This is a genomic window from Martinezella lusitana (assembly GCF_010668395.1).
GTDB lineage: Bacteria > Pseudomonadota > Alphaproteobacteria > Rhizobiales > Rhizobiaceae > Rhizobium > Rhizobium lusitanum_A.
Map to the genome: position 1 here is coordinate 218298 of NZ_WUEY01000003.1, position 15167 is coordinate 233464.

The window sequence follows — 15167 nt, forward strand, 5'->3', positions numbered from 1 at the left end:
AAACGCTACAGTTAATGCCAGCGCAATGTGGGTAAATGGTGACGTTTATCGCATTTCATCCGGTGCTGCGGTCCCGGTTATACCAAGACCCGACTTCAAAACCGACGCGACAGCGTACACCAGCCCAAGTCTGGCAATGCTCAATTCTCGGTTCTTATCGTTAACAAAACGTAATTCAGGTAAATCTTTACCTTTATTCCAGTGTCCATGGAAGGAACTGGCCAAATCGTAAAGGTAAAATGCGATACGGTGCGGCTCTTGCGACTGTGCCGCAGCTTCAACGATTCGCGGGAATTCCGCAATCTTGGCGACAAGTTGCAATTCCGCCGGATCGGATATGACGCCGGCGACCGCCTTGGACAGATCGAGGGACGCGATATCGAGATCGGGGAACGCTTCCTTGGCCTGGCGGAAGACCGACATGCAGCGGGCGTGCGCGTACTGCACGTAGAAAACCGGATTGTCCTTCGACTGCTCGGTGACCTTGGCGAAATCGAAGTCCAGGGGCTCGGAGTTCTTCCGATAGAGCATCATGAATCGCACCGAATCACGACCGACTTCATCGACGACTTCGCGCAGCGTGACGAAATCGCCGGAGCGCTTCGACATCTTCACCGGCTCGCCGTTGCGGTACAGCTTGACGAGCTGGCACAGAAGCACGGTCAGCTTCGCAGCACCTTCCGAAACGCCCCGCGCGACCGCTTCCAGCCGCTTGACGTAGCCGCCATGGTCGGCGCCGAGAATGTAGATCATCTCGTTGAAGCCACGGTCGAACTTGTTCTTGAAGTAGGCGACGTCGGCAGCAAAGTAGGTATAGGAGCCGTCCGACTTGATCAGCGGACGGTCGATATCGTCGCCCACCTCCGTCGAGCGGAACAACGTCTGTTCGCGATCTTCCCAATCTTCCGGCAACTGCCCCTTCGGCGGCGGCAGCGCGCCCTTGTAGACATAGCCCTTGAAGGTCAGGTCGTTGATCGCGGTGCGGATCAGCGCCGCGCCGTTGGCATGCAGGGTGCGTTCCGAGAAGAAGACGTCATGATGAACGTTCAACGCCTCAAGGTCTTCCCGGATCATGGCCATCATGGCGTCGATGGCGCGATCCTTGACGATGGGAAGCCATTGTTCTTCCGTCATTCCGCGCAGCTTCGTGCCGAATTCCCTCGCGAGCGCTTCGCCGACCGGAACCAGATAGTCGCCGGGATAGAGGCCGGCCGGGATCTCGCCAACCTGCTCGCCGAGCGCCTCGCGATAGCGAATGAAAACGGAGCGCGCCAGCACATCGATCTGCGAGCCGGCATCGTTGATGTAGTATTCCTTGGTAACGTCGTAGCCGGAGAAGGCCAGCAGGTTTGCCAGCGTATCGCCGACGACGGCGCCGCGGCAATGGCCGACATGCATCGGCCCCGTCGGGTTGGCCGAGACGTACTCGACATTGACCTTCTGGCCCGCTCCAAGCTTCGAGCGGCCGAAATTCTCGCCCTCGAAGATCATCGTTGCCAGCAGCCGCTGCCAGTAGCCGACCGAAAGGCGGATATTGATGAAGCCCGGGCCGGCAACCGAAACCTCGGCGACGTCCGGATCTTCCTGCAGCTTGGCGACGATGATTTCGGCAAGCGCACGCGGATTCGTGCCCAGCGGCTTGGACAGAACCATGGCCGCATTCGTGGCGACATCGCCATGGCTGGCGTCTCGCGGCGGCTCCACGCCGATACGTCCGAAGTCAAGCTCCGATCGCTTTTCTCGTACAATATCAATTTGTTCGAGAGCGCTCTTAATTCTTACTTCGAAGTCGGTGAAAAGGTTCATGATATGGTCCACGCAATTGCTTCGGCGGACCGCTATCGGCCCGACGCCGCCGCTGCCTACCGCAAATCGGGAGTCTGGTCAAACAGGCGCTTGTGGGCGCTGATGGCATAGGTGTCCGTCATGCCGGCCAGATAGTCGCCGACATGCCTGGCCTTGGCGGCGATGGCGAGGCCGGCGATATGGTCGACCCAGTAGTGGCTCTGCATCTCCGTGGGGTTGTCCATATAGGCCTGGAAGAGGTCCGTGACGATCTGCGCCGCGCCCGCACGGATGCGCATGATGTCGGGATGACGATAGATGCGCTTGAACAGCATCTGCTTGATCAGCTTGTCGGTCGCGGCCATTTCGGGCGAGAAGGTCGCGATGACCCGGCCGGCGGCGCGAATGTCGGCCACATTCCCCGGCTTGACTTCGGCAAGCGCCTGCTGCGAAACGGCGATGACGTCCTCAACCATGCGGGTGATCTGCCGGCGCATGATCTCATGCGTGAAGCGGCTCGGCTCCAGATGCGGGTAGCGCGCCCTCACCTCGGCCATCAGCCCGGCAAGGAATGGCACGTCCTCCAGCATATCGAATGTCAGATAGCCGGCGCGCAGGCCATCGTCGATGTCATGCGTGTTATAGGCGATATCGTCGGCGATCGCGGCGACCTGCGCCTCCAGGCTGGCAAAGGAAGCGATTTCGAGATCATGGATCTCGCAATAGTCGAGAATCGGCTGCGGCACCGGTCCGCGGATGCCCTTGCCGTCAGGCGTCATCAACGGACCATTGTGCTTGACCAGGCCTTCGAGCGTTTCCCAGGTCAGGTTGAGCCCATCGAAATCGGCATAGCGCCGCTCGAGCTTCGTCACGATGCGCAGGGATTGTGCGTTGTGATCGAAGCCGCCATAGGGCAACAGCACCTCATGCAGCGCGTCTTCGCCGGTGTGACCGAACGGCGTGTGGCCGAAATCGTGAACGAGCGCCACGCCTTCCGCCAAATCCTCGTCCAGCTTCAGGGCGCGCGCCAGAGCCCGCGCAATCTGTGCCACCTCGATCGTGTGCGTCAGCCGGGTCCGATAGTGATCTCCGTCCTGGGCGATGAAGACCTGCGTCTTGTGCTTCAGCCGCCGGAAAGCGGTCGTATGGACGATCCGGTCGCGATCGCGCTGGAATTCGGAGCGCGTCAGGCTCGATCCCTCTTCGTAGAGCCTTCCACGCGAAGCCCAGGGATTCGTCGCATAAACGGCCTTCTCCCCATATCCGAAACCCAATGCATGCGTATCGATCGTCATTATCCATCCATTCCGGCATTTGGCTCCCGCACCAACACAGGCGCGACGGCCGTTTCATTTCGGTCAGTTCACGGCATTATCCGGCAAGTCCGGAATGCCATGCGCTCCTTGAACGCCATAACCCATTGACGCCGCATAGCAGCCTTCATACCTATAGATAAGAAAACAGCAAAATGGTGAGTGGCTCAACCACCAAACCAGAGCTGTCACCGGCCAGACTTTCATGATAAAGGCTATGCATATCAGCCGTTTGAAAGTTCGACGGCCTAACGGTTCTCTCCGGATCTTGACCCCGGCAGGAGGAAAATATGACTGAGACAAGTGTTACCCTATCGGACGCCGCGGCAAAGCGAATCGCCGCCATCGTCGGCGCGGACGCCGGAAAGCGCGCGCTGCGCGTCGCTGTCGAAGGCGGCGGCTGTTCCGGCTTTTCCTACAAATTCGACATCGTCGATGGCCCCGAGGACGACGACGTGATCGTTGAAAAGGGTAACGCGACCGTCCTCATCGATCAGCTGTCGCTGGTCTATATGGCAGGCTCCGAGATCGATTTCGTCGATAATCTCCTCGGACAATCATTTCAGATCAAGAATCCGAATGCTGTCGCAAGCTGCGGCTGCGGCACGAGTTTTGCGATCTGATCCCTGCCCTTTTTTCCACAGTTTGATCACCGGCCAGGAGCACTCGCTCCGGGCCGGTTTCCATATGAGCTGTGGTCAAGCCGAGCGGCTGCGGATACAACAGGAGCGAAGCAAAGGAATGAGCCACCTATGAAAATCGCCACCTGGAACATCAACGGTGTCAAAGCGCGTATCGAGAACCTCTGCCAGTGGCTGAAGGATTCGAGCCCCGACATCGTCTGCCTGCAGGAGATCAAGACGGTCGACGAAGGCTTTCCCCGGCTGGAGATCGAAGCGCTCGGCTATCACGTCGAGACGCACGGGCAAAAAGGCTTCAACGGCGTTGCCATCCTGTCCAAGACCAAGCCGGATGAGGTGACTCGCGGTCTGCCCGGTGACGATGGCGACGAGCAGGCCCGCTTCATGGAAGCCGTGTTTTCCGTGCCCGGCCATGGTGCCCTGCGCATTTGCTGCCTCTATCTCCCCAACGGCAATCCGGTCGATACGGAAAAATATCCCTACAAGCTCGCCTGGATGGAACGCCTGCGCAAGTTCGCCGGGGATCGCCTGGCGCTGGAAGAGCCGATCATTCTGGCCGGCGACTACAACGTCATCCCGGAGCCGCATGATTGCTTCGACCCGAAGGTCTGGGAGAACGATGCGCTGTTCTTGCCGCAGACGCGCCAGGCTTTTCGCCAGCTCGAACATCTCGGCTTCACCGATGCGGTGCGTGCCACCACGGATGCGGTCAAGCTCTATTCATTCTGGGATTACCAGGCGGGTGCCTGGCCGAAAAACAACGGCATCCGTATCGATCACCTGATGCTGTCGCCCGAAGCCGCCGACCGCCTGACCGCAACGTCAATCGAAAAGCATGTTCGCGCCTGGGAAAAGCCCTCGGACCATGTACCTGTCGTCGCGCATATCGATTTCGGCAGCTAAGCCTCAATCCGAAACGAGACGGTGAAGGCGTATGTCGCAGCCTAGGCAAGGACGATAGCGCGGATCAAAACCCGCGATCAGTCGGAGCCGGCGACGTCAAGCTGATGAGCCATGGAGACCGCGACACGGCGGTCGTTCTCGTTGGCGATGGAGAAGGCCTGCTCCTGCATGTCTTCCATCCAGCCGCAGTCCGTCGGCTTGCACTTGTCCAATGCCGCCGTCATGAAGGCCAGACCGCGGATCGATTGCCCTTCCTGGAACAGCAGATTGCCGAAGACGGCCATGGCGCCCGGATGGCCGCTCTTGCGCGCCTGGTTCAGCCACTTCTTGGCCTGCTGCACATTGGTCGCACCGCCCTCGCCGGACAGCATCATCTGCGCCAGCTGGAACTGCGCCTCGGGGACGCCGAAGGTCGATGCCACCTGGAAATAGAGCTGGCGAGCCTGGTTGAGATCGATCTTGACCGGGCTGTTGGCGATGCCGGTCTTGTAGTAGCTCGCGAGCGCCAGGAGCGCGTTGATGAAGAAGCCTGTATCTTCGGAGCCCGGTTCCACGCCCTGCTGGGCAATCTCGCTATAGATCTTGAAGGCTTCGAAATCGTTCTGCGCGACGCCGTCGCCATCGGCATACATGTTGGCCAGAGCCCAGCGCGAGCCGGTATGGCCTTTTTCGGCGGCGTAGCGATAGGCCTCGACCGCCTCTTCCTTCTGGCCGTTCTTGTAGGCCTTGAAGCCGAACTTGAAGAGATCGAACGGACCCGATTCCTTGGTGACGCCGGCATTGATATCGAATGCGCGGGCTTGGCCTGCCAGCGCCACTGCCGTGGCAAGGGACAGGCTGAGCATCATGACTCTCGCTGATATGAACTCGGACTTAAACATAACAGTCGATTTCTTTCGCTCCATTCGGACCTGTCACGGCATTCCCATGCGCGCCGCCAGTTTCACGAATGTTTTCCCTGATGGCGCACGAGACTGGATCATCCTTGAAAAGGACGCTTCCCATGGCATTCAACCGAGGCTGTTTGCCACAATTGCGAGCATAGCTTGCAATTATGTCCAAACCAGCATTTGGGCGGCCGTTATCGTATCCCGCCGCCGAAGCAGCGTTCTCATCCGCTTTCCGATGAGTGGGATCGAACATCGTCAGGCTGACGGCTTCCCTTGGCAGACAAAGACTTTTCCGCTGCGTCGGAAGCACGACCGCTCCGAACCCGGATTGTTGCTTATGCCAAAGTGGAAGTTCACCCATCGACCGCTTACGCACTTTCTACAAGGCTTGCCCCTGTGCCCAGGTAATCGCTGCTCCCCATTTGTGGCGGGAAATGGACAAATTGTAATCTGATCACGCGCCTGCAAAGTCTTGAAACAGAGTGTTGCTGATTCGTCACAAAGATTTTACCGCCCTTGAGTTTCCCTTAACCATAAACCCCGCAAACAGGCGATTCCGCATCGCCCGTTGCCCGGCCCGGGCAAAGAAACGTCGCGAGGCCTGCCGAGGCTCGCGACGTTGACAGCGAGATGGAGAGATTGTCGGAAAGCCCCTTCAATCCAAAGGCTTGTCGTCAGAAGCTCACTTTGACCGACGTCTGAAGAGCGGCAAACAAGTCGTTGCCGAAGCTGTAGGTCGCATCGTTGCCATAGACGATGCCGCCGCGGGTAACCGGTCCGGACTTGCCGCTGGTCATCAGGCCCAAAGCGCCGCCGAAATTGAACTGAACATGCTCGGTCGCCTTATAGGCAACGCCTGCGCCGACGGTCCAGGAGTCCGAGTTTATGCCATAGCCGTCACTCGTTCCACGATCCCAGGTCAGGCTGACCGCGCCGCTCCATTTGTCATTGAACTTGTGTCCGACGCCGCCGGTGACGGTCCAGCCGTCACGATACAGGAGATCGAGCGAAGTCAGTTCGGTCGGGCTGCCGGTCTTGCAGGAAGCGACACCGCGCGTCGAGCTCGGGCACAGCGCGATGCTCTGCAGCACGCTCCAATTCGTCCACTTGACCGAACCGAAGGCGAGCCAATCAGGCGCGATGCCGGTCTGCACCTTCCACTCCAGCGAATCGGGAGCATCGGCCGAGCCGAAAACGGAGGTGAGCTTGCCACCGAAACCCGGGACCACGGGCGGCGGCACCTCGGTCAGATCGACGCTGCCCTTCAGGTTGTCGTACTTGACCCGGCTGTTATAGACGAGGCTCGTGCGGAACGCATATTCCGGAATCTCATAGGCAACACCGGCGCGCCAGCCCCAGCCGTGGCCATCGACGTCAAGCGAACCCACGCCGTCGTAGACAGCGGATATCGGCGCCGGAGTATCGTAAACCAGGCGCGACTTGTAGCCGCTGACCTCCTGGTAGAAGCCGCCGCCGATCAGGCGCAGCTGTCCGGGGCCCGCATCGAACTTGTATGAGCAGGTGGCCGAGTAGTTGTTGGTGCGCACCTTGGTCTCGATTTCGTTGTTGGCACCGGCCCAGTTCTGGCCCTCGTTGAGATGCCCGCCGAACGGCTGGGAGTAGTCGGCCATGCAGTCGATGTCATCCGTGATGCCGATCTTGAAGCCGACATAGGGGATTGCGTAATTTTCCGACGAATCGGTCGAACGGCTGCGACCATTGAGATTGCCGTCGGATGGATTGATATCCTTGGCGTTCTTGAGCTTGCGATCCGGCATGACATAGGTCACGCCGGACTCGAAGACATAACGCCCCTTGTCGAAGAGCAGATCAATGTCATAGCCGCCGCGATCAAGGCCGCCCGCGAAAGCGGCGCTCGCGAAAGACGAGCTTATGACGAGTGCAACCGCGCCCCTCAACGCAACAGAAAATGCCATAGTATCTCCCCCACTGGTGCATTCATTTGCCCGATTGTTGCGACGATCGCTTGAATTGGCAATGCAGCCAGCAAGTGCTCCAAACATGGAAAGGAATGATTGATTTACGTAAGAAAATGAACACCACCTCCGAAAATCTGCGGGATTAGGTAAATTTTTCTTTTTAAATCGCATTGCTGGCCCCACTTAGATTTTCATTCTTAGCTGCAACAATTCTGTAACAATCTGACAACAGTTCAGCTTTTCGAGAATGCCCACTGAATTTAGGGGTAGTCTGTTTCGCCTGTGCGAAGCTGGCGGTGGATCGAAGCCCGCAATCCAATCAATCCACACCGAATCGAGCGCGCAAACAAAAAGGCACGCGGCAAATGCCGCGTGCCTTTTTCATGAAATGCCTGAGGTCTTCCTGCTTAGCCGGCCTCGCTCACCCGGGCCAGCGCCACCTTGAGGCTGGATTGCTGCCCTTCGAGCTCGGCAAGGCGCTCGCGCTCGGCGGCGACGACATCCGGATTGGCGTTCGCAACGAACTTCTCGTTCGAAAGCTTACCGGCGATGCGGGCAATCTCCTGCTCGTTCTTGCCGATCGCCTTTTCAAGACGGGCCTTTTCGGCGGAGAGATCGATAAGGCTGCCGAGCGGGAGGCAGACCGTCGCCTCGCCGACGATGATCTGCGCGGCGCCCTTCGGCGCGGTATCGGCAAGCGAGATCGTTTCGACGCGCGCGAGGCGCTTGATGGCGGCATCGTGACGGAACAGGCGCTCGCGCGTCAGGCTGTTCGCATCCACAACGACCAGCGGCGCGGTCGCTGCAGGCGGCACGTTCATCTCCGAACGAACCGAGCGGATGCCGGAGACGAGATCGATCAGCCAGTTGATTTCGTCGGCCGCAACATCGTCGGCATAGGAAGGCGCCGGCCATTCCGCATGGCAAATCAACCCCTCGCGCTCCTTGCCCTCGCCCGCCGTGTGCGCCCAGAGCTCTTCGGTCATGAAGGGCATGAACGGGTGCAGCAGCTTGTAGGTCTCTTCGAGAACATAGGCCGCGCAGGACTGGCCTTCGGCCTTGGCGTTCTCGTCGTCGCCGTTGAAGATCGGCTTCAGCAGCTCGAGATACCAGTCGCAGAACTGATTCCAGATGAAGCGATAGAGCACGCTCGCGGCGTCGTTGAAGCGGAAGCTTTGCAGCGCCTCGGTGACATCGCGCTCCGCGCGCGCCAGCTCGGTCAGGATCCAGCGATTGACGGTAAGCTCCGCGGCTTCCGGAACGAAGTGCGGATCGCTCTTGGCGCCGTTCATCTCGGCAAAGCGCGTGGCGTTCCACAGCTTGGTGCCGAAATTGCGGTAGCCGGCGATGCGGGCCGGATCGAGCTTCACGTCACGGCCCTGCGCGGCCATGATCGCCAGCGTAAAGCGCAGCGAATCGGCGCCGTACTGGTCGATCAGTTCGAGCGGGTCGATGACGTTGCCCTTGGACTTCGACATCTTCTGCCCGTTCTTGTCGCGCACCAGGGCGTGGACATAGACGGTGTTGAACGGCTCGACGGGTTCGCCATTCTCATCCTTCATGAAGTGAAGGCCCATCATCATCATGCGGGCGACCCAGAAGAAGATGATGTCGAAACCGGTGACGAGGACGTTCGTCGGATAATAGCGCGCCAGTTCCGGCGTCTCATCCGGCCAGCCGAGCGTGGAGAACGGCCAGAGAGCGGAGGAGAACCAGGTGTCGAGCACGTCTTCGTCGCGCGTCAGGATTTCGCCCGGCTTGAAGTTCTCCAGCAGGTCCTCGACATAGGCCTTCATCGGCCCTTCGTGCGAGAGATAGTGCTGGATTGCCGCCTGCAGGGCTTCTTCCTCGGTCTTTTCGACAAAAACCTGGCCATCCGGTCCATACCACGCAGGAATCTGGTGACCCCACCAGAGTTGACGCGAGACGCACCACGGCTGGATGTTTTCCATCCAGTCGTAATAGGTCTTGTCCCAGCTCTTCGGGACGAGCTTGGTGCGGCCTTCGCGAACGGAGGCGATCGCCGGCTCGGCGAGCGTCTTGGCGTCGACATACCATTGCTCGGTCAAGCGCGGCTCGATCGGCACGCCGCCGCGATCGCCGTGCGGAACCATGTGCTTGTGCGGCTCGATCCTGTCGAGCAAGCCGGACTCTTCGAAAATGCGGACGATGATCTTGCGGGCCTCGAAACGATCGGTGCCTTCCAGCTCATCCCAGGCGCCATGCAGGGCAGCGGGATTGTCGAGACCCTCGAGGAAATCCTCGTTGTCCTTGATGGTGATCGTGGCTTCCGGCGTCAGGATGTTGACGACCCGCAGGCCGCGACGCTTGCCGACGTCGAAGTCGTTGAAATCATGCGCCGGCGTCATCTTGACCGCGCCTGTTCCGGCCGTCGGATCCGGATACTCGTCAGCGACGATCGGGATGCGGCGGCCGACGATCGGCAGGATCACATGCTTGCCGACGATCGACTTGTAGCGTTCGTCTTCCGGATTGACCGCAACGCCGGTATCGCCGAGCATGGTTTCGGGACGCGTGGTCGCGACGACGAGGTAGTCGCGCGTTTCCCATTCGGTCGGCTTGCCCTCGTCATCGAAGGCGACCGGATGCTGATAGGTGACGCCCGGCTCCAGCGGATAGCGCAGGTACCAGAGGTTGCCGTTGACCTCGTGCTGCTCGACCTCGATGTCCGAAATCGCGGTCAGCATCTTCGGATCCCAGTTGACCAGCCGCTTGTCGCGATAGATCAGGCCTTCCTTGTAGAGCGTGACAAAGACTTCGAGAACGGCCTTCGACAGCCCCTCGTCCATGGTGAAGCGTTCGCGCGACCAGTCGCAGGAAGCGCCGAGACGCTTGAGCTGGTTGAAGATCAAGCCGCCCGATTCAGCCTTCCATTCCCAGACCTTCTCGATGAAGGCCTCGCGACCCATCTTGTGGCGATCCGGCAGCTGCCTTTCGGCCAGCCGGCGCTCGACGACCATCTGCGTGGCGATGCCGGCATGGTCCATGCCGGGCTGCCAGAGAACGTCCTTGCCGCGCATGCGCTCGAAACGCACCATGATGTCCTGCAGCGTGTTGTTCAGCGCATGGCCCATGTGCAGCGAACCGGTCACGTTCGGCGGCGGAATGACGATGGTGAAGGTTTCAGCGCCCGGCTTGGCGTTCGCACCGGCGCGAAAAGCGTCGGCTTCATCCCATTTTTGGGCGATCTTCGGTTCGACGGTGGCGGAATCATAGGTTTTGTCGAGCATTTTATGACCGGATCTAGAGGACTGGGTGATGCGGGTTGTAAATAGGATGGCTGTGGGCAAGTCAATAAAAAAGCCGCCCCGGAGCCCGGAGCGGCGGATCGGCGAACCGAAGGCTCAGGCTTGTCAGCGACGCGGGCCGCGGGCCACTCGCTCGATTTCCTCGCGCACGAGACGTTCGACAAGCGTCGGCAGATTATCGTCCAGCCATTCCTGGAGCATGGGCCGCAGCATTTCCTGGGCCAGTTCATCGAGAGAGCGACGCGGGCCGCCATCGATGATGGCCGCGAGCTCTTCGAACGAACGGGCGACCTGCGCGCCGGCGGATTCGGACATCAGCGCGGGTGCCGATGCGGGCTGTATCGACGGCGCGGAAGCTTCCATCTCGACCGCAACGGTTGCGGGCAGTTCCGGCGCCTGGAAAATCGATGCCTCGACGGGTGCGGCCAGCTGAGGCGCTGGAGCAGCGGCCATCGGCTTCAACTCTTCCATCTCAGGCTCGACCCTGACTTCGGCCAGAGCCTGAACCGCTGTCGGAGCAACCGGAGCAGGATCGGCAACGGCGTGCCTCAAGGGAAAATCGGCAACCGGCTCGACATGAGCTTCGGCAATGCGGGCGGCGATGGCCGGCGGCAATTCGCGCGGCTGGGGAGGCTCGCGTCCGGCATTCAGCAATGCGGCGGTATTTCGTTCGGACGCGGCACGGACACGCGCGGCGACATCGGCCAGCGAAAGGCCGCGACCGGCGCTTTCCGGTTCGGCAACGGGCATCTGCGAGTTTGCTGCGACGAAACGCGGTTCCTGCTCCGCGGCGCGGGCGCGATCGGCGGCCGCGAACTCCTCGTCGACGGTCAACTGGATATCGTCGTCGCGGGAAGTGGCAAAATGCGGCGCGGGAATCGGCTTGGCGCCCACGGGTTCGTTGCTTTCGATGATCCTGCGGATCGACGCCAGGATCTCTTCCATGGACGGTTCACGCACTACATTTGGCTGAGCCATATTCATCCCCGTTTTCCCATATCCAGCGACCGGAAACTCGCCAACGCGGTAGCCGAATCAGGGCCACCCTAGATGACTGTCTTCGGGAAAAAAATCACCTGGAAAGCACTAAACCCGGTGATGCACAGTTTTGTTACGATCACAACGAATCGCTTTGCTGCCCCTGATTCTGCCACAGGCGCCGCCAATACAAAACAGGCGCCCGAAGGCGCCCGTCGCAAGTCGGATCAGCGAACCGCTCGGGAAGTCAGAATACGAATTCCTTGGCCTTGGCGAAGCCCGGAAGCGGCTTGATCGATGCGTTGAAGAAGACGTTTTCCGAGAAGGCGCCGCGTTCACGCATGAAAACGGTCGCGCGCGCGGCATGGCCATAGCCGATCACCGTAATCAGGCGGCCGTCTTCGCTGAGCTGATCCAGCAGCCCCTGCGGCAGCTGCTCGATCGAGCCGTCGATGAAAATAACGTCGTAGGGGGCGTTGCCGGCGTGGCCCTTTTCGAGGTCGCCGGTCACGACCGTAACATTGCCGTAGCCGAGCGCCGCGATGTTGGCCTTTGCCTGGGCGGCAAGATCCTCATCGCTTTCGAGAGCGACGACCTTCTCGGCGAGAAGCGACAGGATGGCGGATACATATCCGGTGCCGCAGCCGATATCGAGAACCTTGTCCTGCGTGGTGATGACGCCAAGCTGCAGAAGCTTGGCAAGCGGCGAAGCTTCCATCAGAAAGCGCGGAGCCTTGCCGGACGCAGCCGCGGCAATTTCGATATCGCAGTCGATATAGGCAAGAAGCTTCGACTTCTCCGGCACGAAATTCTCGCGCGGCACCGTCAAAAAGGCATTCAACACGGAATGGGAGGTGACATCCGTGGTCCGGATCTGGTTCTCGACCATCTTCACGCGCGCTGCTTCGAAATCCATCTTATCCTCTTGCGCCCTTCATTCCCGAACGGGCCAGCTCTACTTTCTGTTACGGGTGTCTTAATCGCCTGACGCCGCGCTTTCAAGGCATTGCGGCAACGGGTGTGGAGATTCATGACCAGGCGTCGCCCACGGACAACAATCGACGCCTTCAATTTCCGACATGCGCCTTTTCGACATCGCCCCTTGCCGCCAGCTTCGGGCAGAATCCCGGTGCGTCAAATCGGGATATCCGTTAGCAAAATGTTAACTTCGCAGGACCACGCTCCAATATATTGGACCGCCTGGGTATGGTGACCAATCAACCTTCCGGCCCGAAGCCCCTCGGGTTAAGAGCAAAATCGAATAGAAGGTGGCTGGGATGCCTGTCTCTCTCGTTCTTTTCGTCGTAACCTCGCTGCCGCTGGTGGTCTTTCTGGCCGCCAGCCTTTCCTCGATGATGTAGGTTTCCGAATGAGGCTTTCGCTCTCCGTCGCAGCGCTTCTCCTTCTCTTACCCCAGATCGCATTGAGCGAAGAAGCACCGCAGGAGACGGCCCCGATCATCGGGCATGTCGTGACGGGCAAGCAGCTCGACGAATGGTGCGAGGAAGATCGCACGCTTGCCTCGGTCTACATTCAAGGCATTCTCGACGAAGCCCAGCGGACGAAGAACCTGACGATCCGCGCCACCAAGCAGACGCCGAAGAATTCGTCGCGCTACGAGCGCTATCTTCAGCAGTTCGTCGGCGCCTTCTGTCTGCCACCCGATCTCAGCAATGCGAAAGCCACGGCAATCGCCTGCAAGTGGATGGCGGAACATTCATGGCAGCTCGAGCGGCCCGCCAGCTCGCTGATCGCCCGCTCCTACAAGTTCGCTTTTCCATGTCTTGAGGAATAGCCGTATCTCACGCTGCCCGACGATCGCTCAAAACCTGTTCGGGAGCAGTCCGGGCGGCCCAAACGGAGATCGAAGGCACCGCGGCTGAGCTAATTCCCGGTGCCGGCAAACGCCGCTTCTCATCCCCGTTGACAATTACTAAGTCACACTTATAATTAGGATGCTGAATTTGATTGACCTCTAGTCCAGCAAAAGGCGGTCCAGTTTTTTCCCTAGACTGGACCGCTTCTGCTTTTTAAGGGCGCCAAACTCCCCACTCCTCTTTGAATGCATTATTTGGCGGACCTCGGCCGGCACGAGATGACGGCGAACGTCCGGATCTTTATGAAAAGCTGAGATTCCGGTCGATGGATCCCGCTGCTTTGGCTCCACCGTCGCATATTCAGGCGGCAGGCAGGAGGTTTCGCTCATCCCAATCGTCGTCGTAACCGCTACTGTCTGACGGTGCCCAAATCTTCGAAGGCCATTTTGAATTAGCGCGACCTCCATTCGAGGATCAGTGTTGCCACCTTCCTGGAGAACAATTGGAAAACGTTCATTCGGAATGAAAAAAGGACGGAATTCAGAATGAACCCTCTTGCGGTTTTCTTTGGATCATTCTAAATCCGCGCCACCACAACGCAAATTGCTTTCGGATGGCCTCGTGGCGGAGTGGTTACGCAGAGGACTGCAAATCCTTGCACCCCGGTTCGATTCCGGGCGAGGCCTCCATCCCTTTTTCCTGTATCTCAAGTCATAGATCTTACGGCGAATTTCCGTTCGTTCGTATTGCGTGGGCGAGCTTTCCGACATCAAGAGCAGGTTCAAGCGGAAAGCCCACCTTGTATGGCACCCCAGATGAGATGGGGCCGGACGATTCCGTCGGCTCAGGAAACGAAGGCGCCGCGGCTTTAAGAACCCGCTCCGACTTGGTTCGCAATCCTGACTAAAGAGCCAGGCATATTTCACCTCGCCGCTCGCGACTGGAAGAACGTGCCGCCGGACTATCCGGAGGCGGCCCGGCTGCCGCCCATTCAGGTAGGTTATAGAAACCTAAGGTAGCTGCTAGAATCCATACTACCGGTTTGGATGCCACCCCCGAACCGGACAGTGCCGCGTCCGACGAGACTACGCCCCCAGTAGTGTCGTCGGACGCACCACTGCGATCGTTGCCAAAGCGCCATCGGGAAGCGACGAAATTCCCGGACGATTTCCGTCCGTTTCTCCCGTTTCTCTTAATGCCGATAGAAGACCCCTCGCCTGAAGGGTGGCGAGTCGCGCGCCTCGTCCGATTCTTCTCCGACGGAATCATTTTCACAACGCGGCCCAGATCCTCAAAATGGTGAGCCGGCGCAGATATCGGCCAATATTGATCGCCCGAGCCTGTGGACAGGGATGATTGTCCGCCATCTGATCTATGGCTTATGCCCGCCTCGATCCCCTCACCCCTAAGGCAGCGTAGCTTCAGCGCTTTTCCCTATTCACATGGCGGAAACCGGATGGACGCCAAACCCGGCACACTTGGATCTTTCCGGCTGGCGAATTGCGTCATTTTTGCAACAACGTCCGTTTTCAAGTAGTGCGCATATAGTTCGACCCTCTTAGTATCTTGCCAAATCAGTGAAGCAGGTTCAGGAAATAGTTCGCGGGGCTTACTACTTCGCACCTACTGAT

The 15167-nt window shown here is 59.3% G+C and carries 10 protein-coding genes and 1 tRNA gene; 4 read left to right on the forward strand and 7 right to left on the reverse strand.

The genetic code is table 11. From position 1 onward, the window contains the following. Nucleotides 1–45: 45 nt before the first annotated feature. Both argS and GR212_RS07985 read right to left on the reverse strand, forming a co-directional pair. Nucleotides 46–1806, reverse strand: a complete 1761-nt coding sequence (gene argS, locus GR212_RS07980) for an arginine--tRNA ligase (RefSeq protein WP_163985942.1) — start codon at nt 1804–1806, stop codon at nt 46–48. Nucleotides 1807–1862: 56 nt separating this feature from the next. Further along, the gene (locus GR212_RS07985) at nt 1863–3080 is read right to left on the reverse strand and encodes a deoxyguanosinetriphosphate triphosphohydrolase (protein WP_163985943.1); all 1218 of its coding nucleotides are present in this window, start codon (nt 3078–3080) and stop codon (nt 1863–1865) included. A 308-nt stretch (nt 3081–3388) separates the two neighbouring features. Here GR212_RS07985 and GR212_RS07990 point away from each other — a divergent pair, with 308 nt between their 5' ends. Next, complete coding sequence (locus GR212_RS07990; RefSeq protein ID WP_163985945.1) at nt 3389–3721, forward strand: HesB/IscA family protein; 333 nt, start codon at nt 3389–3391, stop codon at nt 3719–3721. Nucleotides 3722–3850: 129 nt separating this feature from the next. After that, the gene (gene xth, locus GR212_RS07995; RefSeq protein WP_163985946.1) at nt 3851–4642 is read left to right on the forward strand and encodes an exodeoxyribonuclease III; all 792 of its coding nucleotides are present in this window, start codon (nt 3851–3853) and stop codon (nt 4640–4642) included. Between the two features lie 77 nt (nt 4643–4719). Here the strand turns inward: xth and exoR are convergent, their stop codons facing one another. From exoR to GR212_RS08020, 5 genes are all read right to left on the reverse strand, one after another. Then, nucleotides 4720–5523 carry an exopolysaccharide production regulator ExoR gene (exoR, locus tag GR212_RS08000; RefSeq protein ID WP_163985948.1) on the reverse strand — a complete coding sequence of 268 codons (804 nt, stop codon included), beginning with the start codon at nt 5521–5523 and terminating at the stop codon, nt 4720–4722. A 683-nt stretch (nt 5524–6206) separates the two neighbouring features. After that, a complete protein-coding gene (locus GR212_RS08005; RefSeq protein ID WP_163985950.1) occupies nt 6207–7469 on the reverse strand; it encodes an OmpP1/FadL family transporter in 1263 nt (420 codons plus the stop codon). A gap of 410 nt (nt 7470–7879) precedes the next feature. Beyond that, nucleotides 7880–10723: a valine--tRNA ligase gene (locus GR212_RS08010; protein ID WP_163985951.1), complete on the reverse strand. Its 2844-nt coding sequence runs from the start codon at nt 10721–10723 to the stop codon at nt 7880–7882. A 123-nt stretch (nt 10724–10846) separates the two neighbouring features. Beyond that, a complete protein-coding gene (locus GR212_RS08015; RefSeq protein WP_163985953.1) occupies nt 10847–11719 on the reverse strand; it encodes a PopZ family protein in 873 nt (290 codons plus the stop codon). A gap of 247 nt (nt 11720–11966) precedes the next feature. Continuing rightward, nucleotides 11967–12635, reverse strand: coding sequence for a protein-L-isoaspartate O-methyltransferase family protein (locus tag GR212_RS08020; RefSeq protein WP_163985955.1), 669 nt, complete (start codon nt 12633–12635; stop codon nt 11967–11969). Nucleotides 12636–13088: 453 nt separating this feature from the next. Between GR212_RS08020 and GR212_RS08025 the strand changes: the two genes are divergently transcribed. Together GR212_RS08025 and GR212_RS08030 are read left to right on the forward strand one after the other, a co-directional pair. Next, nucleotides 13089–13514, forward strand: coding sequence for a Rap1a/Tai family immunity protein (locus GR212_RS08025; protein WP_163985956.1), 426 nt, complete (start codon nt 13089–13091; stop codon nt 13512–13514). Nucleotides 13515–14151: 637 nt separating this feature from the next. Further along, nucleotides 14152–14225: transfer RNA gene (locus tag GR212_RS08030), tRNA-Cys, on the forward strand. Nucleotides 14226–15167 lie beyond the last annotated feature (942 nt).

Excerpts from the sequence above, each read along its gene's own strand:
- GR212_RS08015 (WP_163985953.1), bottom strand. The coding sequence starts at position 11,719 with ATGGCTCAGCCAAATGTAGTGCGTGAACCGTCCATGGAAGAGATCCTG.
- GR212_RS08010 (WP_163985951.1), bottom strand. The coding sequence starts at position 10,723 with ATGCTCGACAAAACCTATGATTCCGCCACCGTCGAACCGAAGATCGCC.
- GR212_RS08025 (WP_163985956.1), top strand. The coding sequence starts at position 13,089 with ATGAGGCTTTCGCTCTCCGTCGCAGCGCTTCTCCTTCTCTTACCCCAG.
- GR212_RS07990 (WP_163985945.1), top strand. The coding sequence starts at position 3,389 with ATGACTGAGACAAGTGTTACCCTATCGGACGCCGCGGCAAAGCGAATC.
- argS (WP_163985942.1), bottom strand. The coding sequence starts at position 1,806 with ATGAACCTTTTCACCGACTTCGAAGTAAGAATTAAGAGCGCTCTCGAA.
- GR212_RS08005 (WP_163985950.1), bottom strand. The coding sequence starts at position 7,469 with ATGGCATTTTCTGTTGCGTTGAGGGGCGCGGTTGCACTCGTCATAAGC.
- xth (WP_163985946.1), top strand. The coding sequence starts at position 3,851 with ATGAAAATCGCCACCTGGAACATCAACGGTGTCAAAGCGCGTATCGAG.
- exoR (WP_163985948.1), bottom strand. The coding sequence starts at position 5,523 with ATGTTTAAGTCCGAGTTCATATCAGCGAGAGTCATGATGCTCAGCCTG.
- GR212_RS08020 (WP_163985955.1), bottom strand. The coding sequence starts at position 12,635 with ATGGATTTCGAAGCAGCGCGCGTGAAGATGGTCGAGAACCAGATCCGG.
- GR212_RS07985 (WP_163985943.1), bottom strand. The coding sequence starts at position 3,080 with ATGACGATCGATACGCATGCATTGGGTTTCGGATATGGGGAGAAGGCC.